Origin of the sequence: Vibrio sp. V33_P6A3T137, from assembly GCF_009904835.1 — a bacterium.
In the GTDB taxonomy this organism is placed as follows: Bacteria; Pseudomonadota; Gammaproteobacteria; order Enterobacterales; family Vibrionaceae; genus Vibrio; species Vibrio metschnikovii.
The window spans coordinates 1-26,978 of sequence record NZ_WXWK01000173.1; the positions used below are offsets into that span (position 1 = coordinate 1).

The 26,978-nt window shown below is 44.1% G+C and carries 22 protein-coding genes; 3 read left to right on the forward strand and 19 right to left on the reverse strand.

Features of this window, described 5'->3' with window-relative positions:
- Nucleotides 1-372: 372 nt before the first annotated feature.
- From CAG60_RS15895 to sixA, 13 genes are all read right to left on the reverse strand, one after another.
- Nucleotides 373-882 carry a DUF2802 domain-containing protein gene (locus CAG60_RS15895; protein WP_040904167.1) on the reverse strand — a complete coding sequence of 170 codons (510 nt, stop codon included), beginning with the start codon at nt 880-882 and terminating at the stop codon, nt 373-375.
- Nucleotides 882-1,367 (reverse strand): chemotaxis protein CheW, encoded by a 486-nt coding sequence (locus CAG60_RS15900; RefSeq protein WP_004394823.1) that lies wholly within the window; start codon nt 1,365-1,367, stop codon nt 882-884. The genes CAG60_RS15895 and CAG60_RS15900 overlap by 1 nt, the downstream gene beginning before the upstream one ends.
- Nucleotides 1,368-1,405: 38 nt before the next feature.
- Nucleotides 1,406-2,413, reverse strand: a complete 1,008-nt coding sequence (locus CAG60_RS15905) for a chemotaxis protein CheW (protein WP_004394822.1) — start codon at nt 2,411-2,413, stop codon at nt 1,406-1,408.
- Nucleotides 2,406-3,182 (reverse strand): ParA family protein, encoded by a 777-nt coding sequence (locus CAG60_RS15910; protein WP_004394821.1) that lies wholly within the window; start codon nt 3,180-3,182, stop codon nt 2,406-2,408. The genes CAG60_RS15905 and CAG60_RS15910 overlap by 8 nt, the downstream gene beginning before the upstream one ends.
- Before the next feature lie 10 nt (nt 3,183-3,192).
- Complete coding sequence (locus CAG60_RS15915) at nt 3,193-4,311, reverse strand: protein-glutamate methylesterase/protein-glutamine glutaminase (protein ID WP_004394820.1); 1,119 nt, start codon at nt 4,309-4,311, stop codon at nt 3,193-3,195.
- A gap of 34 nt (nt 4,312-4,345) precedes the next feature.
- On the reverse strand, nt 4,346-6,670 hold the full coding sequence (locus CAG60_RS15920) for a chemotaxis protein CheA (RefSeq protein WP_161439402.1): 2,325 nt from the start codon (nt 6,668-6,670) through the stop codon (nt 4,346-4,348).
- Between the two features lie 9 nt (nt 6,671-6,679).
- Nucleotides 6,680-7,396 (reverse strand): protein phosphatase CheZ, encoded by a 717-nt coding sequence (locus CAG60_RS15925; RefSeq protein WP_004394818.1) that lies wholly within the window; start codon nt 7,394-7,396, stop codon nt 6,680-6,682.
- Between the two features lie 120 nt (nt 7,397-7,516).
- Nucleotides 7,517-7,885, reverse strand: a complete 369-nt coding sequence (gene cheY, locus CAG60_RS15930; RefSeq protein ID WP_040904166.1) for a chemotaxis response regulator CheY — start codon at nt 7,883-7,885, stop codon at nt 7,517-7,519.
- A gap of 45 nt (nt 7,886-7,930) precedes the next feature.
- On the reverse strand, nt 7,931-8,665 hold the full coding sequence (locus CAG60_RS15935) for an RNA polymerase sigma factor FliA (RefSeq protein WP_040904165.1): 735 nt from the start codon (nt 8,663-8,665) through the stop codon (nt 7,931-7,933).
- Nucleotides 8,658-9,545, reverse strand: a complete 888-nt coding sequence (locus CAG60_RS15940; RefSeq protein ID WP_040904164.1) for a MinD/ParA family protein — start codon at nt 9,543-9,545, stop codon at nt 8,658-8,660. Before CAG60_RS15940 ends, CAG60_RS15935 begins: the two co-directional genes overlap by 8 nt.
- A gap of 13 nt (nt 9,546-9,558) precedes the next feature.
- Nucleotides 9,559-11,025: a flagellar biosynthesis protein FlhF gene (gene flhF / locus CAG60_RS15945; protein WP_161439403.1), complete on the reverse strand. Its 1,467-nt coding sequence runs from the start codon at nt 11,023-11,025 to the stop codon at nt 9,559-9,561.
- 30 nt (nt 11,026-11,055) lie between these two features.
- A complete protein-coding gene (flhA, locus tag CAG60_RS15950) occupies nt 11,056-13,149 on the reverse strand; it encodes a flagellar biosynthesis protein FlhA (RefSeq protein ID WP_158138749.1) in 2,094 nt (697 codons plus the stop codon).
- 281 nt (nt 13,150-13,430) lie between these two features.
- Complete coding sequence (gene sixA / locus CAG60_RS15955) at nt 13,431-13,898, reverse strand: phosphohistidine phosphatase SixA (RefSeq protein ID WP_154170503.1); 468 nt, start codon at nt 13,896-13,898, stop codon at nt 13,431-13,433.
- Nucleotides 13,899-14,128: 230 nt separating this feature from the next.
- On the opposite strand from sixA, the gene CAG60_RS15960 reads away from it, so the two are divergent.
- Nucleotides 14,129-16,906: an insulinase family protein gene (locus tag CAG60_RS15960; RefSeq protein ID WP_161439404.1), complete on the forward strand. Its 2,778-nt coding sequence runs from the start codon at nt 14,129-14,131 to the stop codon at nt 16,904-16,906.
- Here CAG60_RS15960 and CAG60_RS15965 read toward each other — a convergent pair.
- Nucleotides 16,898-17,497 carry a VOC family protein gene (locus tag CAG60_RS15965; protein WP_161439405.1) on the reverse strand — a complete coding sequence of 200 codons (600 nt, stop codon included), beginning with the start codon at nt 17,495-17,497 and terminating at the stop codon, nt 16,898-16,900. The genes CAG60_RS15960 and CAG60_RS15965 overlap by 9 nt on opposite strands.
- A gap of 206 nt (nt 17,498-17,703) precedes the next feature.
- Between CAG60_RS15965 and argS the strand changes: the two genes are divergently transcribed.
- The gene (gene argS / locus CAG60_RS15970; protein WP_154170497.1) at nt 17,704-19,437 is read left to right on the forward strand and encodes an arginine--tRNA ligase; all 1,734 of its coding nucleotides are present in this window, start codon (nt 17,704-17,706) and stop codon (nt 19,435-19,437) included.
- Nucleotides 19,438-19,548: 111 nt separating this feature from the next.
- Complete coding sequence (locus CAG60_RS15975) at nt 19,549-19,977, forward strand: HIT family protein (RefSeq protein WP_161439406.1); 429 nt, start codon at nt 19,549-19,551, stop codon at nt 19,975-19,977.
- A 78-nt stretch (nt 19,978-20,055) separates the two neighbouring features.
- On the opposite strand, the gene CAG60_RS15980 is transcribed toward CAG60_RS15975, so the two are convergent.
- The 5 genes from CAG60_RS15980 to CAG60_RS15995 all read right to left on the reverse strand — a co-directional run bounded on the left by CAG60_RS15980 (nt 20,056) and on the right by CAG60_RS15995 (nt 26,784).
- A complete protein-coding gene (locus CAG60_RS15980) occupies nt 20,056-20,286 on the reverse strand; it encodes a FeoC-like transcriptional regulator (protein WP_154170493.1) in 231 nt (76 codons plus the stop codon).
- Nucleotides 20,283-22,553 (reverse strand): Fe(2+) transporter permease subunit FeoB, encoded by a 2,271-nt coding sequence (gene feoB, locus CAG60_RS15985; RefSeq protein WP_161439407.1) that lies wholly within the window; start codon nt 22,551-22,553, stop codon nt 20,283-20,285. The genes CAG60_RS15980 and feoB overlap by 4 nt, the downstream gene beginning before the upstream one ends.
- Nucleotides 22,553-22,780, reverse strand: a complete 228-nt coding sequence (locus CAG60_RS15990) for a FeoA family protein (protein WP_154170489.1) — start codon at nt 22,778-22,780, stop codon at nt 22,553-22,555. The genes feoB and CAG60_RS15990 overlap by 1 nt, the downstream gene beginning before the upstream one ends.
- A 558-nt stretch (nt 22,781-23,338) precedes the next feature.
- The gene (locus tag CAG60_RS16790) at nt 23,339-23,467 is read right to left on the reverse strand and encodes a hypothetical protein (protein WP_261384404.1); all 129 of its coding nucleotides are present in this window, start codon (nt 23,465-23,467) and stop codon (nt 23,339-23,341) included.
- A complete protein-coding gene (locus tag CAG60_RS15995; RefSeq protein WP_161439408.1) occupies nt 23,464-26,784 on the reverse strand; it encodes an AraC family transcriptional regulator in 3,321 nt (1,106 codons plus the stop codon). The genes CAG60_RS16790 and CAG60_RS15995 overlap by 4 nt, the downstream gene beginning before the upstream one ends.
- Between the last annotated feature and the right edge of the window lie 194 nt (nt 26,785-26,978).

Consider the following 26,978-nt stretch of genomic DNA (forward strand, 5'->3'; position numbering starts at 1 on the left):
GCAAGCCAACGTTAAACTGTTGAGTCGTTTTAAGTGTAATTCAGGGCAGAATTGGTAAAGAGAGTCGTGTAAAATATCGAGTTCGCACATCTTGTTGTCTGGTTATTGATTTTTGGCGAAACCATTTGATCATACGACAAGATGTGTATCTACCTTAACTTGATGATTTTTATCAAAATCATTAGGGGATTCCTCAGAACACAGCATCCCAGAGACAAAATAGAATTAGCGCTAAACTCGTTATTAACCTGAACATTATCGATGAAAAAACGGCCAAAATCCCGCCTATGAGACGATAGTAAGCAAACTTCTTATAATGGTTTACGAAAATAAAAGCCAAAAGAAAGTGTAACACTCTCATTTGGCTTTTATTTAAAGAGAAGATTTACGAGTCGGTCTTTTACCCGTATTAGAAGCAGGCATGCGCCCTTCCGGATCGCTACTTAAAGGTGGAATAGATTCTTTACCGGCCAACTTTTTTTGCAATGATAACATTAATTCCGCTTCGGCTTTAGGTAACTCACACTCTTCGATAAGCTCATCAATGTCAGCGCCTAACTTGACCATTTTACTTGCCCGACTGTATAGGCGGGCATCGGTATCAACATTTTCTAACTGCTTAAGACGCTCACTTAAGTGAACGATGATCTCTTGTTGCCCTGTGACTTTTTGCCCAAGGCCGATTGCAGCAGAACGCACTTCTAACAACTGCTTGGTGGCTTTTTGCAACTCTTTATCAAGCTGGCGAACTTGTTGACGAAAATAATCGCCTTGGCGAGTTAATGAACGGCGCAAAAACCACAACCCAAGCGTCAATAGTACAACAATGAACGCCGCTCCCCCTGCAAGGACAGAAGGCGTAAAGTGTAAAAAATCACTCATTAGAGATGGGCCATATCGTCCCACTCTTCTTGCGATAGCAGTTTATTGAGATCAACCAAAATAAGCAGTTTTCCATCACGATTACTCACGCCTTGGATAAACTTAGAACTCTCTTCAGTACCGACACTTGGCGTGGTATCAATTTCCGATGAACGTAAGTAAACCACCTCAGCAACGCTATCGACTAAGATACCAATCACTTGACGCTCAGATTCAATGACAATGATTCGTGTATTGTCGGTGATTTCACCTTGCATCAGACCAAAACGTGAACGTGTATCAATAACGGTGACAACATTACCACGTAGGTTAATAATTCCTAAAACATAGTCAGGCGACCCTGGGACGGGTGCGATCTCGGTGTAACGTAACACTTCGCGGACTTGCATCACATTGACGCCATAAGTCTCTTCTTCCAATTGAAATGTTACCCACTGAAGCACTTCATCATTTGAGTGTTCTTTTCTCACTTCTACTTCAGACATACCTTTTCCTCTTTAAGTCGTGACCGACAAAATATGTATTATTTATCGAGCGCTTGGACATCAAGACCTGCATTAAGCATAGCGATTAATGCATGAACGTGTATCAAAGCACACATTTTTTCTTTAACCATTCCTGCGAGCCAAGGTCGTTTGCCCACTTGCTCTCGCCAGCGTACCTTATCGCTACTTAACCATTCAGTACCTAATAGTTTAGTACAAGCTAAGCCCCACAGGCTGTTATCTAACATGACTATATATTGATAGTCTTTTTTGTACGTATCATCCGCTAATTTATCAGACATTACCCATTTCGCCGTATCGACCACATCCAACTGTGAATCTCGGTTAGTTTGTAAGCCTAAATACCATGCTGGTCGTCCAATCAGATGGTTCAACGTAGCTTTACGATGAATACCACCTAACTCATCCAGTGGTACGGCGAAAGTCACTCCGTTAACATCAAAATACAAAACTTGAAAATTTTGTTCACGGATCGGACATTGCCACTGTCCAATGCCGAATGGATCAGGTTGTGTGTCCTCGGTCACTAACGTGTCGTCTGCCATAACCGGCTCGATGATCACCTCAGGCTCTGCTTCCAAAGGCTGTAAAGAGGGTTCCTCAACAAACAGCTCTGGCTCTTCAATCGTGATAACAGGATCAGACTCAACAAGCGTCTCTTCAATATCCCATTCTTGAATTTCTTCCACTACCGTCTCAGTAACCGTTTGAGCAATTTGAGTGGTGTTTTCTGCCATAACCACTTCAAGATCAAGCTCAGCGACGGGATTACTGCTCTCTAATTGACTCAGCAAGCGTTGTACGTCATCTAAATTAGGCAACTCAAATTCGACTAATTCTTGATCGATATAGCTTTCTGCACTCCGCTGGCGAGCAGGTTGAGGTTGAGGATCATCTATTGAATGACTAATAAGCGTGGTCGAAAAAGGACCATCTTGCCAATTCGGCTCATCCAGCTCTTCCTCTAGTAGAGCCGCGAAGTAATCATCCAGTGCTTGTTCGCTAGATAGTAAGGAGTTACTCATCGATAGCCAACCTCTCTAAGAAGAGTAACAGCTGTTTGTAAGCAAACACTCCTCGGCTTCCTTCTGCAAAATGAGAAGCGGGTAGACGCTTCAAACTTGCGTCACGGAATTTAGTATCAATGGGAACCGCAGATGCCCATACCTGTTCAGGGTAATCTTTCTTTAGCTGAGTCAAAGTTTGTAATGACGCACGAGTTCGTTTGTCGTACATCGTAGGCACAATGGTGACTTTAAACTCGCGATTGCGTGACTTTTGCATGATCGCTAATGTACGGACCATGCGTTCTAATCCTTTCATTGCCAAGAATTCAGTTTGCACTGGGATTAAAATACGGTCACTCGCCGCCAACGCATTCACCATCATCACCCCAAGAATCGGAGGGCAGTCAATTAATACGTAGTCATAACGATGGCGTAGAGCAAGCAATGAACGTTTAAGTATTAATCCCATACCACTGCGATTACCCATAACTCGATCTAAGGTAGCTAATGACATATGAGCAGGGATCAGATCCATATTTTCAATATCGGTACGTAAGATTAATGGCTCGACATTTTGTTCATTAAACTCGCGTAACTGAAATAGATCAAAAAGGCTCGTTGGCACGGCATCAGAATCATAGCCTAAATAAGTCGTTAATGATGCATGGGGATCGGTATCGACCAGCAAAACGCGCTTACCTTGTTGGCTTAATAAGCCAGCAAGGGTAATGGTCGTAGTAGTTTTACCTACGCCTCCTTTCTGGTTTGCCACACTCCAAACAATCATTAACGTTTCCTTAACTCAAGCCAACTTCAATCAGCATACGTTCTGCGATGCGATCCAAGGGCAAATCTTCAGATGAGATTCCCGCTTTGGAAACCGCTTGCGGCATGCCATAAACAACGCAACTCTCTTCATCTTGCGCCCAAACTGTTGCTCCAGCAGATTGCAACATACGAGCACCCTCGCGACCATCAGCCCCCATCCCTGTGAGGATCATCGATAAGACTTTATCCCCGAAAATCTTAGACGCAGAACCAAATGTCACATCAACACACGGTTTGTAGTTCATCCGTTCTCCGCCATCAATAATGCGTAATCTGGCCGCTCCTGGGCGACCATCTAACATCATCTGTTTACCGCCAGGGGCGAGATAAGCGGTACCCGGTTTAAGAACATCACCATCTTCGGCTTCTTTCACCTGAATTTTACACAAAGAGTTCAGGCGACTTGCAAAAGCACCAGTGAAGGTGGCTGGCATATGTTGGATCAAAATGATCGGATGAGGATAATTAGCCGGCAATTTAGTTAAGATTTTCTGTAGCGCAACGGGGCCTCCGGTTGACGTACCAATCGCGGTTAATTGGTATTTTTTACCGGTTGCTTTAAAGCGTGATAATGCTGAAGGTGCAGTTGCCACACGTCCCTGAGCTGACGCTGATGAGTCAGATGACGAGCGCGAGGCAAGGTTCGAGGACGTGACACTACTAGTGACCACCGGACGACGCATAAAATTGCGTTTCGCCGCAATTTGTAACACTCGTTGCTGCAATAAAGTGACTGCATCTTCTCGATTGCGGGCTATATCTTCAAATTTTTTCGGCAGAAAGTCTAAAGCGCCAGCATCTAACGCATCCAGTGTCGCTTTGGCACCATCATGAGTCAGCGATGAAAACATTAGAATTGGCGTTGGATTATTAGCCATGATCTCACGTACAGCACTAATTCCATCCATCACCGGCATCTCAATATCCATGGTGATGACATCTGGTTTTAGACGCATGGCTTTATCGACAGCTTCTCGGCCATTAGTCGCCACATCAATCACTTCTAAGCGCGATTCAGCATTGATGATTTCACTCACTCGGCGTCGAAAGAAACTTGAATCATCAACAACTAAGACTTTAATCGGCATAGTTACCCTTATCATTTGGGTGGTCTATCGACCACTAGATACGCGAAGCAGCTGCGTATTTCTTAAGTAAATCAGAGACATCAAGTATCAAGGCTATATGACCATCACTGGTTATCGTAGCACCAGACATACCAGGCGTACCTTGTAACAATTTATCGAGAGGCTTAATCACCACCTCTTCTTGGCCAATTAATGTATCCACAACTAGGCCAACGCGTTGGTTACCAATTTGTACAATAACTACATGACCATGGCCTTTACGAGGCTCGACTTTACCCGCCTGAGGGGCTAGCCAATTTTGTAGATAGAACAACGGAATGGATTTTTCACGCACAATAATCGTTAGCTGACCATCGACAATATTGGTCCGGCGTAAATCAAGGTGGAAGATTTCATTAACACTCGCGAGCGGTAAAGCGAATGGATGACCTGCCACTCCCACCATTAACGTTGGCAAAATAGCCAGAGTTAACGGAACTTTAATGGTGATTTTGGTCCCTTTCGTGAGTTCAGAATCAATATCAATCGAACCGTTAAGGGTATTAATCGCGGTTTTAACCACATCCATCCCTACGCCGCGTCCAGAAATATCAGAAATTTTCTCTTTACTGGAAAAGCCCGGCATAAAAATCAGGTTAAAACACTCTTTATTCGTCAATCGAGAAGCCGCATCTTCATCCATCATGCCACGTTTAACCGCAATCGCTCGCAGTTTATCGGGATCCATACCACCGCCATCATCAACGATCGCCAGCTCAATATGGTCGCCTTCCTGAGACGCAGAGAGGATAACTTTACCCGTACGCGGTTTCCCTGCCGCAACACGGTCGTCGGGCATTTCAATACCATGGTCAACGGAGTTGCGTACCAAGTGAATCAATGGATCGGCAAGCGCTTCTACTAAGTTTTTATCCAGATCGGTTTCTTCCCCTTTCAACTCCAAAACAATATCTTTGTTCAAGGTTCGAGCCAAATCACGAACAACGCGAGGGAAGCGACCAAATACTTTCTTGATCGGTTGCATGCGCGTTTTCATTACCGCGCCTTGTAAGTCTGCCGTCACCACATCAAGATTAGAGACCGCTTTAGACATCTCTTCATCATTACTATTAAGGCCAAGACTCAACAGTCGGTTACGCACTAATACCAACTCACCCACCATATTCATGATGGTATCAAGCGTCGAGGTATCTACCCTAACTGACGCCTCTACTTGAGGTTTTTTAGCACCGCCAGAACCAGCAGCAACTAACTCGTTCTTGTCTGAGTTGGTATCCGTTGCCTTAGCGACTGGAGCAGGTTTAGCTGGTGCTGGCGCAGCGGCAGGGGCAGCAGCTTTAGGCTTAGGTTGTTCTACTGGTTTCTTTTCAATAGATGGACTGGCTGGTGCAGCGGCTTTTGCTGCCTGAGTAGTATTGGCTGCCGCTGGGCGCGTAGCCATTTCTAGCTCTTCGATCGATGGTCCTTTACCACTGCCGTGTAACTCATCTAATAAACGTTCAAACTCTTCATCGGTCATGATATCGCCATTAGCGTTCACATTCGATGGTGTTGCTTTTACCGCGGGTTGTGACGATACCGTTGGAGAGGGGGCTTCTCCAGAACCATGTAATGAGGGACTTTTGCCTTTTCCATGCAGCTCATCAAGTAATTTTTCAAACTCATCATCAGTAATATCACCTGAAGCAGCAGGTGCAGGTGCTGATGCTGGTGATGGCTGAGATTTGGCAGCTTCACTGGCCGCCTTTTCCGCACCAGGACTACGACCTTTACCATGCAACTCATCAAGTAAGCTTTCAAACTCATCATCACTAATATCATCAATCGAGTTAGCATCGATATGAGCGTTACTCGAGGCTTGAGCGGTCACATCTTCAGAAGGCGCTGGTACATGAGATTCGGAGTCAGCTTCAGGTTCGATGTCTTCAACCGTGTCAGCCGACGCATCACCTTCAGGTTCATCCTCAGATTCAGGCTTACACATATCATGCAATTCTTGAATTAAGATCGGATCAGCTGGCTGCAATGGCTCTTGATTTTGTACCGCTTGAAACTGCTCATTCACCGTATCCAAAGCACGTAGCATCACATCCATCAAACGAGCGTTGACACTACGTTGACCATTACGTAAATAGTCAAACACGTTTTCTGCACCGTGACAGGTTTCTACCAGTTCGGTGAGCGAGAGAAAGCCAGCACCGCCTTTTACAGTGTGAAAACCGCGGAAAATGGCATTAAGAAGTTCGCGGTCTTGTGGGTTATTTTCTAACTCTACTAGCTGTTCTGATAACAACTCGAGAATCTCGCCAGCTTCAACCAGAAAGTCTTGAAGAATGTCGTCGTCTAAATCGTAGCTCATACTTTACCCCTAAAATCCAAGACTCGATAATAAATCATCGACATCGTCTTGCGATGAAACTGCATCTGTACGCTCATGAGGATTAATGATTGGTCCCTCTGGCTCACAAGGTGCTTTTTCAACTTTTCCTGATTGTTGTAATTGATTTTTACCAAATACGGTCAAGATCTCTACTAAGCGACCTTCCACCTCATTGACTAAGGTGATCACTCGGCGGATAATTTGTCCCGTTAAATCTTGAAAATCTTGCGCCATCAAAATTTCGGTTAATTGCCCTCGAAGCTCACTACTATTGCCTTCTATTTGCGAAAGAAGATCATCAATACGATGGCAAAGTGCTTTAAATTCATTCAAGTCAATTTTACCGCGCATAAGCGCATTCCACTGTGGTCGAATGAGTAGCAAACTTCCATGTAGGTTGTCGGCTATCGGTAAGCAGCGATCAACCGCATCCATTGTTTTATTGGCAGCGACTTCAGTTTTATCAATGACATAATGCAATCTATCTCTGGCATCAGGCATTTCGTCGTTAGCAATTTGACTCATTCGCTCATCAACTTGAAACTGGCGCAAAGAATCATGCAGATCGCGAGTCAATACGCCGATCTCCTTTAGCATTGGATTGCCTTCAGATTCATACACTTGTTGAACCAGTGTATTGGCGCTATCTTGCTGACCATTTTCTAATAGTTGAACGAGTTCTTTTGCTTGTTCTAATGAAATCATCCTGTCTTAGCCTTGCTCACATAATGGATAAATACCTGTTCGCTGACTATTTTTTGTACGATTAACGTTGCCGCCTACATGCAAAAAATTCTCAATGAACTTTTGACCCGTGCTTTAAAATTATAGGCGGTCAAAAATCTTATCTAACTTTTCTTTTAGCGTAGCAGCCGTAAATGGTTTCACGATATAGCCATTAACCCCCGCTTGAGCAGCTTCTATAATTTGCTCTCGCTTGGCTTCTGCGGTAATCATCAGTACAGGTAAGTGCTTAAGCTCTGCATCTGCGCGAATATTTTTGAGCAGATCAATGCCTTGCATACCCGGCATGTTCCAGTCAGTGACCACAAAATCAAAACCACCTTTTTTTAGCATTGGCAACGCCGTCAAACCGTCGTCCGCTTCTTGGGTATTATTAAAACCCAAATCACGAAGTAGGTTTTTTACTATACGGCGCATTGTTGAAAAATCGTCAACAATAAGGATTTTCATATTTTTATTCAAAATTGCCTCCACTGAGTTCAAAGTCAGTGATATTTAGTCGTTTTGTGTCCAAGAACTCAACTTAGTTCGCAGACGTTGCATAGATTGGCTCAGTATTTGACTCACGCGGGACTCGCTCACGCCAATTACTTCACCGATTTCTTTTAAGTTTAGCTCTTCATCATAATAGAGCGAAAGTACCAAAGCTTCACGTTCTGGAAGTGATTTTATTGATTCAACCAATGCTTTACGGAATAATTCGTCGGCCACTCCCTGAAAAGGGGCATTGTCCTCCGCATCATCCAATGGCGAAATAGCATCATCCGATACGCCAAGATCTTCGATACCCACTATCCTTGAGCAACTAATATCCGTTAATGCGTTGTGATAGTGTTCAAGAGACATCCCTAAATGCTGCGCAATTTCTGCATCACTTGGGTCGCGACATAATTCACCCTCTAATATCGCGATAGCTTGACTGATCTCTCGATTATGCTTGTGAACCGAGCGGGGAACCCAATCTCCGCGGCGAATGTCGTCCAACATTGCACCACGAATTCGAATCCCTGCATAGGTTTCAAAACTTGCCCCTTTACTTCCATCGTAATTTTTTTGTGCTTCAAGCAAGCCGATCATGCCAGCTTGCATTAAATCTTCAATAAGTACGCTAGGTGGCAAACGCCCGATTAAATGATGAGCTATACGCTTAACCAATACAGCATATTTTTCCAGAAATAGCTTCTGGCTAGTCATATTACCGTATTGATCGTAAGTCAGCGCTTTATTCACCAAAAGGTTCCTCTACTGGTTCAGTTCGATTAAGCAGTCGCTCTACAAAAAACTCCAAATGACCACTTGGCGTACGTGGTATTGGCCAAGTGAGTGCTTTATTGGCTAATGAATTAATGGCCAATGAAGCTGGAGAGCGAGGATAAGCATCAACGACAATTTTCTGTCTTTTTACTGCCTGTCGTACATTATCGTCTAAAGGAATGCAGGCGACGAGTTCTAACCCGACATTTAAAAATCGCTCTGTGACTAAAGTCAATTTTGCGAATAACTCTCTCCCTTCACGATAGCTTCTCACCATGTTAGCGACAATTTTAAATCGCTCAACTTGATGTTCTCTACTCAAAAGTTTGATCAAGGCATATGCATCGGTGATAGAAGTCGGTTCGTCGCATACTACCACAACCACATCCTGCGCCGCACGAGAGAAACTCACGACCATGTCAGAAATCCCTGCTGCGGTATCAACCAGTAGAATATCCATCTCATCTTCAAGTGAACCAAACGCTCTGATTAACCCGACATGCTGAGCATGAGTTAACTCGGTCATCGATTGAGTACCGGATGTCGCAGGAATGATTTTTATACCATGCGGACCTTCAACAATGGAGTCTTTTAATTCACATTCACCTGCTAATACGTGACCTAAGTTACGTTTAGGCCGAATCCCTAGCATAACGTCAACATTAGCTAATCCTAAGTCGGCATCCAACACCATGACTTTTTTTCCTTGGCGGGCCATACAGATAGCCATACCAAGCGCTACGTTAGACTTGCCAACTCCGCCTTTTCCACCGGTTACGGCGATCACTTTCGTGACTGAAGGTTGAGTTAAACGGCGTAGGCCGCTTGCTTGATCATATATCATTTTATTCGTCATATTTGTCCGCCGCCTAGAATCTCTCTGAATCGCTATTCCAGTAATGAGGTTCATTCTCTGTCGACTTCTCTAGTAACTCATTTGCTTTTGCCACCATGTACTTTGGCTGAGCAATCACTATGTCTTCGGGTACGCGTTGTCCGTTGGCAATATAAGCAACGGGTAACGCATTTTGAACGACAACACTGACAAACTCTCCCAAGCTCAAACACTCATCGAGCTTAGTCATAATGCACCCAGAAAGAGGAATTCTTCGAAAGTGCTCAATGGTTTCCTGTAGCACTTTACGCTGTGCTGTAGCGGGTAATACAAGGTAGCTGTGAATCACTTCATCACTCTCTTGCATTAAGGTATCCAATTGTTCAGATAAACGTACATCACGCTGGCCCATTCCCGCAGTATCAACAAGGATCAAGCGTCGATTACGTAACTGATGAATTACATCGGCTAACTCTTTGGAATCTTTAGCAACTCTTACTGGACATCCCATAATTCGACCATAAATCGAGAGTTGTTCATGAGCGCCTATTCGATAAGTATCGGTGGTTATTAATGCCACATTATCTGAGCCATACTCCATCGCCGCACGAGCTGCCAATTTAGCGACCGTTGTGGTTTTACCAACCCCAGTGGGACCAAGTAAAGCAACGACACCACCGCGTTGTAAGATGTCTTTTTTCACCACAGGAATTTGATCAGAGACTAAGCCAAGTAACGCCTTCCACGCTTTCGGTGGTGGTGTTTCTTCAGGGATATAACAGGCTAATTGATCGGCCAATTCCAAAGAGAGGCCCATTCGCTCTAAACGTTTAATCAACATCGCTCGCAAGGGTTCGCGACGTTCCACTTCTTGCCACATTAATCCCGACACTTGGTGCTCAAGCAAGCGACGAATCGAGTTCATCTCTTCGCGCATGCTCTCTAACTCTTGTTGAGTTAATGTTGGCTCATTATCTCGTTTCGGTTCGTAACGCGAAGAGTCTAGACGTGGGCGTTGACGAGGAGTGGGATTCTCTTCGGCCATTAACTTTGCGAGTGCGCTTTCATTCGCCAATTGTCGATTAGGGGCCGTTTTGGTCTGGTTGCGCTGCAACAAGGCCGTTAATGAGTCTTCATTTTCGGCGCGATGTTCGGTATCTGGTGTTTGGCTGTACTGTTTCAGCATGCTGGCAAAACGCTGAGTCATAGAAGCGCCATTCGCATTGCTGGCTTTTAAGCTGACTCGGTCGTCTTCCAGCTCTCTTGTGCTATTGCGCGTTGATGGGCTTGGCTTACGATTATCATACTGAGCAGGCGAAGCACGATACTGTTTCGTCGCTGTAGGGGCTGATGAAGCTGAATCCGCATCGACCGCGGCGACAATTTCGACACCTCCTGCGACTTTTTTATTCGACATGATCACCGCGTCCGCTCCAAGCTCTTCTTTCACTTGCAGCAGCGCCATTCGCATGTCTTTCGCAAAAAATCGTTTAATTTTCAAGGCAGATATCCGTACTGTTGGTTAAAGTGGTTAGTTACCCACTGCCTGTACAATTCGAATCTGTTTCTCATCCGGGATCTCTTGATAGGAGAGAACTCTGAGATTTGGAATCGTATTTTTGACAAACTTGGCTAACGTTGAACGCAAGACGCCTGAAGTCAATAATACAGCGGGTTCCCCTTTAAGCTCTTGCTCTTGAGTCGCTTGGCTAAGCGCCATTTGTAAACGTTCCGCCAAACCAGGTTCAATGCCTGCAGACTCTCCGCCTGAAGCTTGCATAGTTTGATGCAATATCTGTTCCAGCTCAGGGATCAGCGTGATAACCGGCAACTCTGGCTCTATACCATTGATTTCTTGAACAATTAATCGTTTCAATGCGATACGCACCGCAGCGGTCAAAATGTCAGGTTCTTGACTCTTACTCGCATATTCAGACAAGGTTTGAACAATCGTGCGGATATCTCGAATCGGGATCGCTTCATTGAGTAAGTTTTGTAATACTTTAACCACAACGCCTAACGATAACTGATCAGGGACAAAACCATCGACTAATCTCGGTGCCGTCCGTCCAAGTAGCTCAAGTAAGTTTTGTACTTCTTCATGACCAATTAATTGTGCAGCGTTATTGGTGAGCAATTGGCTTAAATGTGTCGCTAATACCGTAGAGGCGTCAACCACTGTGTAACCCAGTGCTTGAGCATGCTCTCGCTGCTCTTCACGTATCCACACTGCTTCTAAACCAAAAGCGGGATCGTAAGTGTGTTCACCGTCGATCATTCCATACACTTGCCCTGGGTTAATGGCGAGTTCTTGATCGGGTCTAATTTCAGCTTCGCCCACCGCGACGCCCATGAGGGTAATTCGGTAGCTATTTGGTGTCAGCTCAAGATTATCGCGAATGTGCACCGGAGGAATTAGAAAACCAAAATCTTGTGACAGTTTTTTGCGCACCCCTTTAACACGCTCCAGCAGTTCGCCCCCTTGATCTCTATCGACTAAGGGGATCAAACGGTAGCCAACTTCCAGACCAATAACATCGACAGGCTGTACATCATCCCACGATAATTCACGTAATGTCGGAGCGTCGCCTTCGGCTTTAACGGGCAACTTCGCTTCTTCTTTCTCTCTTGCCTGTTTTCGTTGCAACCAATAAGCCGCGCCCCCTGCTAAAACAGCAAGTAGTAAAAAAGAAAAATGAGGCATACCAGGAACAACCCCCATTATGCCAAGTATGCCCGCGGTGATGGTTAAGGCTTTAGGATTATCAAACAGCTGGAAAATGAGCTGTTCACCCATATCTTCATCGGTATTTTGGCGAGTAACCATAATGGCCGCACCGATAGAAAGCAGTAACGAAGGGATCTGTGCCACTAAACCGTCACCAATGGTCAACAAAATATAGATTTCCATTGCTTGGCTAAAGCTCAGGTCGTATTGGATCATCCCGATAATTAAGCCACCGACAATATTGATGAACAGAATCAAGATCCCGGCGATGGCATCACCTTTAACAAATTTTGAAGCACCATCCATTGACCCGTAGAAATCCGCTTCTTTGGTGACTTCAAAACGACGAGTTCTCGCTTGCTCTTGATCAATCAGACCAGCGTTTAAATCGGCATCAATGGCCATCTGCTTACCGGGTAAAGCATCAAGAGTAAAGCGTGCACTCACCTCTGAAATCCGTCCCGCACCTTTGGTGACGACCATAAAGTTAATGATCATTAGAATAAGGAACACCACCAAACCAACCGCGTAGTTACCACCAATAACTACGCTACCAAAGGCTTCAATAACGTTACCAGCGGCACCAGAACCTTCATGTCCATGCAATAACACCACACGAGTTGAAGCCACGTTTAAGGCTAAACGTAATAACGTGGCAATTAACAATACGGTTGGAAAGGCAGCGAAATCGAGTGGGCGTCGGGTATAGACCGTCACTAATAACACGACCATCGATAACGCAATGTTAAAGGTAAAAAATAAATCGAGTAAAAACGCAGGTATCGGTAAGACCACCATGGCCAACGTAGCCAGTACCATGACTGGCGCACCAATCGCAGGAAGACTGCGTTGTGGAATCTTAGGTAATTTATGAGCAAATGGCAGCGTAAATTTCATAGGCCTGCAAGTAATAAGTTAATGGAAAGTTACGACAAAACGGTGTACAAGATCCTACCGAGCAGCAAAGATGCAAGTTTTAGTCCAGTTGTATATGTCAAGAATATGACGATTCATCTTAATAACGATCTTCTTCACCATAACCATCAGAATAGATCTGCCTCATCAGCATAGTGAATGATAAAAAAAGCTGCCTGAAACCCAAGGCAGCTTGCTACCCAAACAACATGAAGTTTCAGCGTCCAGTTGTTTGGGTGATAGACAACAATTATTGGTGCCGATTAGGGATAAACATTCCACAATACACTGGCTTGCCTTGTCTCAGGGTCAAACTCTAAACCGATCGCACCAGAGGTAGGAAACATCGGCGCAGGGAGACCGGCGACCAATTCCGCCACTAAATAACCGACCAAAGGTAAATGAGAAATAATCAGCAGTGTCTCGAGTTGTTCCGTTTGAATCAGAGCCACAAGATACTCAAACACATCTTCAGCTTGACCATAAGGCGTAATATCGTCACAGGTCTCTACCTTAGCCACCGAAAAATATCCCGAGATGGCCTGCCAAGTTTGCTGAGCGCGTAAGTAAGGACTCACCAATACTTTATCAAATTGGTCTAATCCTGACTGCTTAGCAAACACACGAGCAACCGCAGCAGACGCTGTTTGTCCTGCTTCGGTTAACGCTCGTTCTGCATCACTGTCCGCATAATGTTCAGCTTCTCCATGACGCATAATCACAATTTTCATATTTTTACCTATTAACCTATTGTCGGCATGCTCTTTTTTGCTAGGGCATATTGACCATAATCATGATTATAACAGTCTACAGCTTAAAGACATCGATGAAGCTAACACTCTGCTAAAAAGTTGTTATCACGATGAAAATGACCGTTTGTTCAAAAATTTACTCACCGTCAATTGGCAGGCTGTGGTTTCAGCGCCATACTTACTGTTCATTTCCCGTTTGGAGACCCTCTGTGCATATAAGCCCCAATGATAATCATCATTATCGTTATCTCACGTTAAACAATGGATTACGTGTTTTACTGATCCATGAACTTGATGCACAGAAATCCGCAGCGGCATTGGCGGTTAGAGTGGGTCATTTTGATGATCCTAGTGACCGACCTGGCATGGCACATTATCTAGAACATATGCTGTTTCTAGGGACTGAAAAATACCCTAAAGTAGGCGAGTTTCAAAATTTTATTAGTCAGCACGGTGGAAGCAACAACGCCTGGACAGGAACAGAGCATAGTTGCTTCTTTTTTGATGTCGATCCTAATGCCTTTGCCAAAGCACTGGATCGTTTCAGTCAGTTTTTTTTAGCTCCACTATTCAATGCTGAAGCCCTAGATAAAGAACGTCAAGCAGTTGATTCTGAATTTAAGATGAAATTAAACGATGACTCCAGACGTTTATATCAAGTCCACAAAGAAACCATTAATCCAGCTCACCCTTTTGCTAAATTTTCCGTCGGTAATCAACAGACTCTCGCCGATAGAAACGGCCAATCCATTCGTGATGAAGTGATCGCTTTTTATCAAGCTTATTACTCGGCTGATATCATGACACTAGCAATCGTTGGCCCACAATCACTGGATGAGTTACAACACTCGGTGGAACAAGGTTTTGCCACCATTATGAATACTCAACAAGCTGATAAAAATATTCAGCAACCCTTTGTTGAACAAAAACATACCGGATTATGGCTGTATGTTGAGCCATTAAAAGAAACCCGCAAGCTGATCTTAAGTTTCCCAATGCCGAGTACGGATGCCTATTATCAATACAAACCCCTCTCCTATTTTGCCCATTTATTGGGTTATGAAGGGGAAGGCAGCTTATTATTGGCATTAAGAGAGCGCAATTGGATCACATCCCTCTCTGCGGGAGGGGGAGCCAGTGGCAGCAATTACCGAGAGTTTGCTATCAGTTGCACCTTAACTCAGCAAGGCATTGAGCACGTTGATGATATTATTCAGATGCTGTTTCAAACTTTAGCGCTGATTAGCCGTGAAGGGCTTAATGAGTGGCGCTATCTAGAAAAAAGAGCCGTTCTTGAATCCGTCTTCCGTTTTCAAGAAACCTCACGCCCTCTCGATATTGTCAGCCACTTAGTGATCAATATGCAACATTACCAGCCTGAGGACATCATGTATGGTGATTACATGATGCAAGCCTATGATGAACCTTTACTGAACACTATTCTCAGCTATCTGGTACCAGAGAACTTACGAGCAACCTTAGTCGCTCAAGGACTCAGCTATGATCGTAATGCACAGTGGTATGGAACGCCTTATGCTTGTCGCCCCTTTACTCAACAGCAATTAACTAAATACCACACGATCGTCACTGATTTTCCAGTGAGATTACCCGGTAAAAACCCATTTATTTGCGAACAATTAGAACCCAAGCCGTTCGTCAATCCTACTGCGCAACCACAGATTATTGAAGAATTACCCGGCTTTAGATTATGGCATCAACAAGACACTGAATTTCAGGTTCCGAAAGGTGTGATCTATATGGCCATCGATAGCCCTCATGCCGTATCAAGCACTCGTCACATCGTTATGACTCGCTTATGTGTAGAGATGTTCTTAGATAGTTTAGCCACCCAAACCTATCAAGCGGAAATCGCCGGCATGAGTTATAACCTTTATGCCCATCAAGGCGGTGTTACCCTCTCTCTTTCTGGCTTTAGTCAAAAGCAACCGCAACTGATGAAGATGATTTTGGATAAATTTTCTCAACGTGACTTTCAGCCAGCGCGTTTTGCCACGATTAAACAGCAATTACATCGTAACTGGCGTAATGCAGCGCATGATCGTCCTATTTCACAGCTATTTAATGCGATGACCGGATTACTGCAACCGAATAATCCTCCCTATAGTGATTTACTTAACGCTCTCGAAAGTATCAAGCTTGAGCATCTTGCGCCCTTTGTTGAGTTAATCCTCTCCAAGCTGCATGTTGAGATGTTCGTGTATGGTGATTGGTTAGCCCAAGAAGCGCTGACACTGGGCGAAATGCTAAAAACGGCCTTACGAGTGAACGATCAAGCTTATCAAGAAGCGTTACGCCCGTTGATCACGCTGGGCAATCATGGTTCTTTTCAACATGAAGTTCATTGCAATCAAGATGATTCAGCCGTAGTGGTGTATTACCAATCGCCAGATAGTCAGCCCCGTAGCATCGCCCTGTATTCACTCGCTAATCATCTAATGTCAGCGACATTTTTTCATGAAATACGGACCAAGCAGCAGCTCGGTTATATGGTGGGTACTGGCAACATGCCCCTTAACCGTCACCCTGGCATTGTCCTTTACGTTCAATCTCCGCATGCAGCACCGATTGAACTGATCAATTCAATCGATGAATTTTTAAACGCTTTTTACATGGTATTGCTCGAATTAAACGAATATCAATGGCACAGCAGTAAACGAGGGTTATGGAACCAAATCGCCGCTGCCGATCCAACCTTAAGAAGCCGAGCGCAACGATTATGGGTAGCAATCGGTAATAAAGACTGGAGCTTTGATCAACGAGAGACGGTCCTAGAAGAGCTCAAACGCCTCAGTCGTTCTGATATGATCCGCTTTGTGGTCAATCAATTAAAACCCAGAACGGCCAACCGTTTAATTATGCATACCCAAGGACAAGCCCACCACCACGCTCCGCCTTTCACACTAGGGCAACCAATTGATTCAATAGCAGAGTTTCAATTACGCCCAAAAGTGTATGATTTAGGTTAATCTTTCGGACTCAATCACTTGCCTTAAACTGTGAGGATGCAGTTTAAGGCACACTCCCTGCCATTTAAAAGCAACGGTTGGGTTTGCAAGCCGCTCACCTTCACCTTGTGGATGAGAAAGTTTTGTCTTAACCCCTAATGCCGCTAATGAATCCCAATGTTCCGCTAATTCAGGAAAATGCTGCAAAATAGCCTGCAGATACGCCTGTGCGGTTGTAGCATTAGCACGAAAAACACATTCAATATGCTCCCAACCTTGTGTTGGGTAACATTTTCCTTCGGCAGGATAAGGCAGTTCTAAGCACGCTATCGACCACTGCTTATGAACGATAGGTTGATACAAATCCAATACGACGATGGGTCGACCGTTGATCTTCGCTTCAGAGAGTAAGGAACCATACTCTAACCAAGCTTGATGAGCGGCTTGCGCCAATGGCCACTGATTGATTCTAAGCGCGATATGATCAATCGCTAATGATGAGATATCAATGTGTAAGATCTTGCATAATTCATGAATTTTATCCATGAAATCATCAACTTCATTTTTCATCTGCTCAGGGTGAAGGCCAGAATTGATGAGTAATTCAGACATAATAATCATCCAAAATCGGTATTTTCAGCTGATAGTATCAAGATTCCTCGTTAAAGTAGAAAAATACCTAATTTTCGCCCTATGTGCCTCCCCATAAAATTGTTATTATGGTCCGTAAATTATCAACAGAATCGAGATATGCACTCGCTACCCCGTAGTGAATAAAATGCATACCAAACCAGTTTCCAGAATCAAAGGACACGCGTGTGAATATTCAAGCACTGATTAATGATAAAGTCTCTCAGGCTCTTGAAGCCGCTGGTGCACCTGCAGGAAGCCCTGCAGCAGTTCGTCAATCTGCAAAACCACAATTTGGTGATTATCAAGCTAACGGCGTGATGGGCGTCGCTAAACAGTTAGGGATGAATCCGCGAGAATTCGCACAGAAGGTCATTGATGTCTTGGATCTCGATGGCATTGCCAGTAAAACCGAAATCGCGGGCCCGGGCTTTATTAACATTTTCTTGAGTGAGACCTTTCTTGCTCAGCAAGCCGAATTAGCCCTCGCTGATGCTCATCTCGGCGTCAACAAAGCGGAACCACAAACTATTGTCGTTGATTACTCTGCCCCTAACGTGGCAAAAGAGATGCACGTGGGTCATTTACGCTCGACAATCATCGGTGATGCCGTCGTTCGTACGCTGGAGTTTTTAGGCCATAACGTGATTCGAGCTAACCATATTGGTGACTGGGGTACTCAGTTCGGTATGTTGATTGCCAACCTTGAGCGAGTCCAGCAGCAATCGGGTGAGGTTTCAATGGAGCTGGCCGATTTAGAAGCTTTCTATCGCGAATCAAAAACGCTCTACGATGAAGATGAAGAATTTGCCGCTAAAGCACGTAACTACGTGGTGAAACTGCAAAGTGGTGATGCTTTCTGCCTAGAGATGTGGAAGAAGCTGGTCGATGTGACCATGATTCAAAACCAACAAAACTATGACCGTCTCAATGTCTCATTATCACGTGATAATGTCATGGGCGAAAGCATGTACAACGATATGCTACCGGGTATCGTCGCTGATCTAAAAGAAAAAGGCATTGCTCAAGAAGATGACGGCGCTCAAGTTGTCTTTTTAGATGAATACAAAAATAAAGATGGTGAGCCAATGGGCGTTATCATCCAGAAGCGTGATGGTGGTTTCTTGTATACCACCACCGATATTGCTTGTGCAAAATATCGTTACGAAACACTTGGTGCGGACCGAGTGCTGTACTTCATCGACTCCAGACAACATCAGCACCTCATGCAAGCGTGGACTATCGTACGTAAAGCGGGCTACATTCCTGAACATGTGTCACTTGAACATCACGCGTTCGGCATGATGCTGGGTAAAGATGGGCGTCCGTTTAAAACTCGTGCGGGCGGAACCGTGCGTCTTGCCGATCTTCTCGATGAAGCGCAAGTGCGTGCAGCGGCACTGATTGAAGCGAAAAACCCAGATTTAACGGCTGATGAGAAAAACAGCATTGCAACCACTGTCGCTATGGCTGCGGTAAAATATGCCGACCTCTCTAAGCATCGCACCACCGATTACATTTTCGATTGGGATAATATGCTGGCATTTGAAGGTAATACCGCGCCTTATATGCAGTACGCTTACACTCGCGTTGCCTCTATCTTCGCTAAAGCGGGTATCTCTATGGATGCGCTTAGTGGCCAGATCATCATTGGTGAAGAAAAAGAGAAAGCCTTAATTGCTAAACTGCTGCAGTTTGAAGAAGCGGTACAAGCGGTGGCCCGCGAAGGTCAGCCGCACATCATGTGCAGTTACTTATTTGAATTAGCCGGTCAATTCTCTAGTTTCTATGAGGCTTGTCCAATCTTGGTTGCCAGTAATGAAGAGAGCAAGCAAAGCCGCTTGAAACTCGCCGCGCTGACGGCAAAAACCATCAAACAAGGTTTGGACCTATTAGGTATTAATACTCTAGAGCGGATGTAACTAGAAACTTATCGTCAACGACAAAGATGACGGATTAAAATACATCTAAAAAAGGCTGGCGTGATGTCAGCCTTTATTACATCGAAAAATCATCTCTAATGGAGAATAGCGATGCCGTTTGAACTTCACCCACAACTGGCAAAAGATACTGATATTATTGGCCACTTCCCACTGTGTGTTGCGTTATTACATAAAGAATCAGCGGTACCTTGGGTGATCCTAGTACCTAAAAGAGAACATCTGAAAGAGCTGCATCATTTACCGATGCCCGAACAACAGCAGTTTTTACTGGAATCTCAAGCCGTCAGTCAAACGCTTGAAGCTTTGTTCCAACCCGATAAAATTAATCTCGGTGCACTCGGTAATATTGTGCCTCAATTGCATATCCATCATATTGCACGCTTTACCAGTGACTGTGCTTGGCCAGGACCAATATGGGGAAATACCAACGGGCAGCAACGCGACACTGTTGAGCAACAAGCAATGTTAACTCGTTTGCAAGGTATCTTAGCGCTGAGTCACTTATTCTCTAAAGTTTAACCTCAAAACATTTATTGACAAAAAAGCCGTACATCGACAGTACGGCTTTGTTATTTCATTCGCGATGGCGTTCATCCATTACATCGTGACCGTCATCGATAATCCATTGACTCGGTTTGGGCAATAGCGCACACGAGTAACGTAATTAGCCGCATTGGTATCAATTAAGCGTGAAATCACTCCTTTTTTTATCCACACTTCAAGCATCGCATCGACACCATCTTCACTTAAAGCAAAACGTTGGGCGAGCTCTTTACGAGTCACATAACCTTGTTGTTCAATGCATTGCTTTAGCTCAGATAAAATCATGCCATTTGTACCTGTAGTGATTGCGACTCTCGGCCGACTTTCTTAAGCCAATAATAAATCGCTAACGATGAACCAATGATCCCGATAATCCATAGCGAACTGGTGACAGGATGATCATTGAAATGAGTCGCCTGATAAAAGAGCGCAGCAGCACCATACGCCAAGCCCATTGTCCAAACCGCAATAAACCTTGCAAACTTAGCGCCAAATTCTCGAGCATAAGCTCCCATCGCCGCAACGCAAGGCGTATACAACAAAATGAAAATTAAGTAAGAAAAGGCCGCATAACCACTTACAAAGTGATGTTGTAGATTACCAAAAATTGAAGCATCGACAGCTTGCTCTTCCGCTAAGGCGCTAGTGTCGGACAAATCACCGACTTCAATACCCAGAGGATCAGCAAAATTAAGTCCCATTAAGTTTTCAGGAATCGATAACACCGCTTCTTGTAAGCTTGCCCATAAATCGAACTCTTCGTCTTCGGCATCTACCGAGGTATAAAGATTATTCAGCGTCCCGACGACTGCCTCTTTAGCAAAAATACCAGTGATGATCCCAACGGTCGCTGTCCAGTTATCTTGATTAATTCCAATTGGAGCAAATAAAGGCGTTACGACTTGGGCTGCACTAGACAACACCGAGTTATCACTGTCTTCATTACCAAATGAACCATCGGTACCGAGTGAATTTAAAAAGCTAAGAATGGTCACAACGATAACGATGGTTTTCCCAGCGCCAAGCACAAAACGTTTCAGTTTCTGCCAAGTTTTGATCAGCACATTTTGTAACGTCGGTAATTCATAATCAGGCATCTCCATCAATAAACTGTCACTTGAGCCCGGATATAAGGTCTTTTTCAATACCCATCCTGTGAAAACCGCGGCGACAATACCAAGCAGATAGAGTGCAAAAACAATATTTTGTCCACTTTGTGGGAAAAATGCCGCAGCAAACAAAGCATAAACTGGTAAACGAGCACCACAAGACATAAAAGGAGCCATCGCAGCAGCGAGTTTACGCTCACGCTCTTGATCTAAGGTTCGTGTCGCCATTATCGCTGGAACGTTACAACCAAAACCTAATACCAGTGGCACAAAGGCTTTACCTGGCAAGCCTATTTTCTGCATCACTTTATCCAGTACAAAAGCGGCACGAGACATATAGCCAGAGCTTTCTAAAATAGCCAAGAACAGATACAAACAAGCAATTACAGGGATAAAAGTCGCTACCGTTTGGATACCACCACCTAGACCATCGGCGATTAATGTCACCAACCAAATAGGAAGATGATCATCGAGCAAATAATGACCGCCATCAACCAAAAGTGCACCAACCCCAATATCAAAGAAGTCGATAAATGCACTACCAATGTTGATGGAGAACATAAACATCAAGTACATGACGACAAAAAAGAAAGGCACGCCGACCCATTTATTTAAAATGATCTGGTCTGCTTTTTCCGTGAAACTGTGGCTCAGCTTACCCTCACTACGGCGCACTTGTTGACAACAGTGGTGTAAAAATGTGTATTTAACATCCGCGACATGCAAATCAATATCAAATTGACACTCTCGCTGTACATCAACCACCGTTAAGCGTTCTGATTCTGAGACACCATTGATCACCATCAGATCGTTTTCTAACGCTCTTATCGCCAAAGAACGAGCAGAGACTTCTTGTCCCTCAAATAGAGGCAATAGTGCACTAATCGCTTGTTCAAAAGCTTGGCCATAGTCTAATTCTAACTGCTTTAAAGCAATGCCTTGCACAACCTTCTTATGCAGCTGTTGTTTGAACTGTATCACCTGCTGTTTATTATTAGCAGAAAGCGCCAACACTGGGCAGCCCAATACTTGCTCTAGTTTTTTAACATCAATGGTTTGCCGCTCACGCTTCAGCGCATCCATTTTATTCAAAACCACAACCATTGGACGACCCAACTCACGTAGCTGCAGTGTCATGTATAAACTGCGCTCTAAACTGGTGACATCGACTACATTGATAATTACATCCGCAGGATGAGTCAGCACGGCTCGTGAGGCAATGGATTCATCAATACTATTGCTATCATTGCCACTATCTAGAGCATAAATGCCTGGTAAATCGGTAATATAAAATTCATCACCTGAGTGTGTGTAACGCCCCGTCTTTTTCTCAACCGTGACGCCTGCCCAGTTACCAACTTGCTGTTTTGCTCCCGTTAACCCATTAAATAGGGTGGTTTTACCGCTATTGGGGTTACCTACGGTCAAAATTTGATATTGCATTAGGCTTTCTCCACCTCAACCGCAGCAGCGATACTCTCTCGAACGGCCATCGACACACCCCGAACTTCAATTTGTAAAGGGTCGCCCATCGGGGCACGACGGATTAATGTCACTAACGTATTGGGCAGTATCCCCATTACCATTAATTTTTTACGTACATCGATCGACAGTTCATTCAATGCCGTGATGAGTCCGGACTCACCTGCTTTTAATTCAGACAATTTCATTAGGGGCCACACAAACAATATTGTTAATGAGAAGGATTGCTATTACTGGATAATACGCTGTAAATAAGTGCTAATCATTGTGTGAAATCAAAGATTGCATTAATTGATATTGGCCTACAGAGCATCGATAAACGTTCAAGATTGTCATTTCCGCTAAAAATTGACTCGTTAAAAACGTCAAAATTATTTTCTTACCACAAGGACGACTCAACCATTAAAGATAAACACAATAAAAAAAGAGGGTAATAATCCATAAAAAACAATATGATAGAGAGAAAATCTTAATGATGACGCTTTTATTAGGTGAGGTTGGCGTTAATTTTATAAGCAAAAAAAGCAGAGGTTATTATATTGAACAGGTCAGCGGGAATTGACCCGAAGATAGAACTCCAGAGGTGATATGGCACTGCCCATATCACTCCGGCAGCAAGCGAAGGTGTCATTGACACCCGTGGTATAGTCCCCCGGCTATACCACGATATTTTTTTTCATTGACACTTCAACCCCACTCTCCTCGCTTAACCTCTAAGCAAAGAATCACTCAACAGTATCTCCACACTACTCAACACTGGCTGATAACTCATAGATAAGCGCTCCTACCCGTGGATAACGCTCTGCAGAGCGAAAGAGAAAGCCGCTAACGGGACGTGATGCTAAGCCAGTCGCAAGCGCCGCCGTTTCGATCATTGTGACTCTTCAGCAAATTGAGAGGGAGATAATCCATATTGATGTTTAAAACGTTGACTAAAATAAGACGGATCATTAAATCCACATAAAAAGGCAACTTGCGCGACTTTTTCACCACTCATCAATAAACTACAGGCTTGCTCTAAGCGATATTCCGTTAAATATTCTTTAAATGTTTTGCCCGTTAGATACTTCATCCGTCGTTGTAAGCTGCGCTCCGACAGATACATTCTTTTCGCAATATCAGACGTTGTAAATTCTGCGTCAGCATAGCGCTCAGCAACAATATGATTGAGTTTTCGTAGCCACTCTAACTCACTGTCACTTTGTGGCTTTACTGATAATAGCGCCGCAGGTGTCGATTCGACAGAGATAACTTGTGGCCACATCAGCTCGATTAAGTTTCGTTCACTGGACGAGTGAATCGATAAATTTCCGCCTGATAAAGCCACCAGCTCATCAAGGGAAAATTGAACATTACCGTTGGAAATCACCATCAGTTTATCCAGTAAGCCGGATGCCGAGCCATAGTCTTTGATCAGCACCACAACATGTCCTTCACGTTCTATTGTCTCAATGGTCAATGTCTGATGGGCATACAAACGCTTTAATGCATCCGATAACAATGCATTAAAGATAACATCCAATCCCGCTTGTTTGACCAACACATCCGGCAAAAGATCACTTGGATGATAATCAATTTTAATGTTGGCTCGTGCAAATTCACTGTGCCAACCATGCAGCACCGTCTCAAGTACTAAAGATAACGAACAGCTGATGGTCATTGACTCGCCTGATGAATTAAAGGCGCCGATTTGCACTATTTGCTCCGTCAGTTGATCAATCAACGCAGTTATCTCGGGAGAATGGTGCTGGTGAGTTTGAACGCTTAACTGTTTAAGCAGTGACTGATTTTGACGTTGCCAACGCTCTAACCACAAATGACGAATCTGTATCTGTTTGCGTAATAATAAGTTATGACTTAGTAGCATCTTACTTTGCTGTTGTAACTGACGTGTTTTATCTGCAATCTGCTGTTTAAGATCCTGATTCACTCGATCCATCACTCGAGAACGCCATCCTGTCAATAAGCCACCAACCAACAATAAACTAAAGGCATAGCCAACTATCGCCCAGTTGGAGAAATACCACGGTTTTAATACTTGAAAATTTAAGGTTTTATCAACTCTCTCTTCTCCAATATGTCGCAATGATAGGGTGTAGTGGCCAGGTAAAAGATGATCAAGCGTTAGCTGCGGCCCTTCAAATCGCTGCCATGGATCATTATTGAGACTGAATTCTAACGCTTGCCCTCTGGCATCGGGTAATGCACCAAATTGAAAACTGATGGCTTGTCCATAGGCCACGTGTAACGGCACCAAAGTAGCGCCACCAATCTGTATCGGTTGATAGTTGACACTGACCTGACTAAAAATGAGTGAGGAATGAGGAGGCTCGGCATTTGCGAGTGGCGTCGTTTGAATAGCCAAGAGCCCAAACATCGATGAAAAGAGTATCTGCTCTTGAGTATAAGAAGCGGAACAAACGCCGCTTTCTAGCTCATTATTGATTAAGCCATGAGGAGAACCAAAATGTTTATCAATCGAACCATCCGCATGATAGAGAGTGAGACCTTTAGAGGAGGCTAACCACATCCCTTGTCCACTGTTCACAAGGCATTTAAGACGAATATTATCGTCAATCAAAGGCACAGCGAATAACGATAGTTGATCGTTTAAACGTCGAAATACCCCCCGCTCACTAACAAACCATACCTCTCCCGTTGCAGTTTCGCTGATACCAAGGTTGCTACCATAGTTGGCCGTTCGTTTGTCATAAGTAATTTGGCCATTTTTTAAGGTATAAATACCATGCCGAGTCCCAATCAATAAGCCATGTTCACGGCTGCTGTATAAAGCCGTAACCGCTATATCTTGCTTATTATCCAGCAACCAATTGTGACCAAAATCCGTGTAATGCTGCGAATCAGGATGATAAGACCAAAGCTGATTGTTTGAGATCCCCCATAACCGCCCCTCATTATCGACGGTCAAATGCTGAATCGGTGAATGACGTAAGATAAAGGGCAACGGCTCTGGCTGATCACGATTTTGCTTGAATGAACGTAATATTAAGCCTTGTTCGCTGGCGATCCATAGCTGCTCTTCTAGCAATAAGACATCATTAACCTGCCCTGAGTACACCAGTGATTTTTTGCCCTGTTGCTGCCCATCAAATAGATATAAGCCATCCTGAGTGACCATTAAATATTGGTTACTACTTGGTATAGGACGCAAGCGTTTCAGTTTGCTATTGAGACGTTCATGAGTAATGTCATCGGCTAAATAGCGCGTAAATTTCTGACTGAAAAGAGAAAAATAGCGAACACCTTGATGAGTCGCAATCCAAATCCCCCCATGCTGATCATTAGCGAGAGCGTAGATTCGCCCTTCAGGTAAGCCATAAGGCCCTTGCCCATTACTGATCAGTTGGGTCGTTTTCTCCGTCGCTAAGGAATAGACAAATAATCCCTTATCACTACCAATCCAATACTCTCCTTCGGCTTCAATGATCGCAAAGACTTGACCATCACCTATTTTTTTTAATGGGTATTCGGAGTGAAAAATATCAATCAATAAAGCCCCTTTATGAGTACCTACTAATAGATGATTTTTTTGGGGAGAAAAATAGAGCGTCTGGACTGGATTTTTTCCAGAGGGACGAATATGTGAAAAGGCTTGAGCCTCAGAGATATACGTACCGACATTGGTGGCTAACACCCACTTATAATGCACCAATTCGGCGTCATTAATCTCCACTTGGCTGGCTTGATTAAGCTGATACAGTTTCGCTAATGAGTAAATTTTGAGTTGCTTGGTTTGTAAATGATACGTATAAAAATACGCCCCATCGCTGAGCCAAATATAACCATTTGAAGCACCAATTTTTTCTATGGATACCCCCGGGGTTAAACTCAGCACCAATTCTGACTCAGAACCGGGTCGTGTTTGGTACAGTTCATTATCGATAAAAGTCCAAAAACGCCCTTGTGCGTAAGCCAGTTGCTGCTGCTTATCACGAAACAGCGATCCTTGCTTAGGCAACATCGTTTGCCCATCAAAAAACATGACGTTTCCGTGTACATCGTGAATCCATAGCCCTCCTTCGTCACCAAGAAATAAATTCTGTGCAATAAAGGTTTTACCTTGAACAAGCGTTGGTAACGGATAAAAAACCGCAGGCGCGCTATCTCGCGCGTGAGCGGGTAAAAGACTCCAACTAAAAATAGAAAATATAAGCAGAATAATGTGCTGCAAAATGCGTCCTTTACTGAATCGTAGACAGGCAAACCGACACGACACTGCAAGGTTATTTCTCAGAGAAAATTAATTAACCAAAACAGCCTAACCACTGTTCAATTAATGACAACTGAACCACGACCTTGTTATTGTGGGATCGGTAATTTGGTGCGTTGATTTCGGCAATATGTCGCTCCGAAAATCATCAGCAT

Excerpts from the sequence above, each read along its gene's own strand:
- CAG60_RS15965 (WP_161439405.1), bottom strand. The coding sequence starts at position 17,497 with ATGTCTGAATTACTCATCAATTCTGGCCTTCACCCTGAGCAGATGAAA.
- CAG60_RS15990 (WP_154170489.1), bottom strand. The coding sequence starts at position 22,780 with ATGAAATTGTCTGAATTAAAAGCAGGTGAGTCCGGACTCATCACGGCA.
- CAG60_RS15895 (WP_040904167.1), bottom strand. The coding sequence starts at position 882 with ATGAGTGATTTTTTACACTTTACGCCTTCTGTCCTTGCAGGGGGAGCG.
- CAG60_RS15900 (WP_004394823.1), bottom strand. The coding sequence starts at position 1,367 with ATGTCTGAAGTAGAAGTGAGAAAAGAACACTCAAATGATGAAGTGCTT.
- CAG60_RS15910 (WP_004394821.1), bottom strand. The coding sequence starts at position 3,182 with ATGATTGTTTGGAGTGTGGCAAACCAGAAAGGAGGCGTAGGTAAAACT.
- CAG60_RS15905 (WP_004394822.1), bottom strand. The coding sequence starts at position 2,413 with ATGAGTAACTCCTTACTATCTAGCGAACAAGCACTGGATGATTACTTC.
- CAG60_RS15975 (WP_161439406.1), top strand. The coding sequence starts at position 19,549 with ATGCCGTTTGAACTTCACCCACAACTGGCAAAAGATACTGATATTATT.
- flhA (WP_158138749.1), bottom strand. The coding sequence starts at position 13,149 with ATGAAATTTACGCTGCCATTTGCTCATAAATTACCTAAGATTCCACAA.
- CAG60_RS15980 (WP_154170493.1), bottom strand. The coding sequence starts at position 20,286 with ATGATTTTATCTGAGCTAAAGCAATGCATTGAACAACAAGGTTATGTG.
- CAG60_RS16790 (WP_261384404.1), bottom strand. The coding sequence starts at position 23,467 with ATGATCGAAACGGCGGCGCTTGCGACTGGCTTAGCATCACGTCCCGTT.
- CAG60_RS15925 (WP_004394818.1), bottom strand. The coding sequence starts at position 7,396 with ATGATTTCATTAGAACAAGCAAAAGAACTCGTTCAACTATTAGAAAAT.
- cheY (WP_040904166.1), bottom strand. The coding sequence starts at position 7,885 with ATGAAAATCCTTATTGTTGACGATTTTTCAACAATGCGCCGTATAGTA.
- CAG60_RS15915 (WP_004394820.1), bottom strand. The coding sequence starts at position 4,311 with ATGCCGATTAAAGTCTTAGTTGTTGATGATTCAAGTTTCTTTCGACGC.
- CAG60_RS15940 (WP_040904164.1), bottom strand. The coding sequence starts at position 9,545 with ATGACGAATAAAATGATATATGATCAAGCAAGCGGCCTACGCCGTTTA.
- CAG60_RS15920 (WP_161439402.1), bottom strand. The coding sequence starts at position 6,670 with ATGAGCTACGATTTAGACGACGACATTCTTCAAGACTTTCTGGTTGAA.
- sixA (WP_154170503.1), bottom strand. The coding sequence starts at position 13,898 with ATGAAAATTGTGATTATGCGTCATGGAGAAGCTGAACATTATGCGGAC.
- feoB (WP_161439407.1), bottom strand. The coding sequence starts at position 22,553 with ATGCAATATCAAATTTTGACCGTAGGTAACCCCAATAGCGGTAAAACC.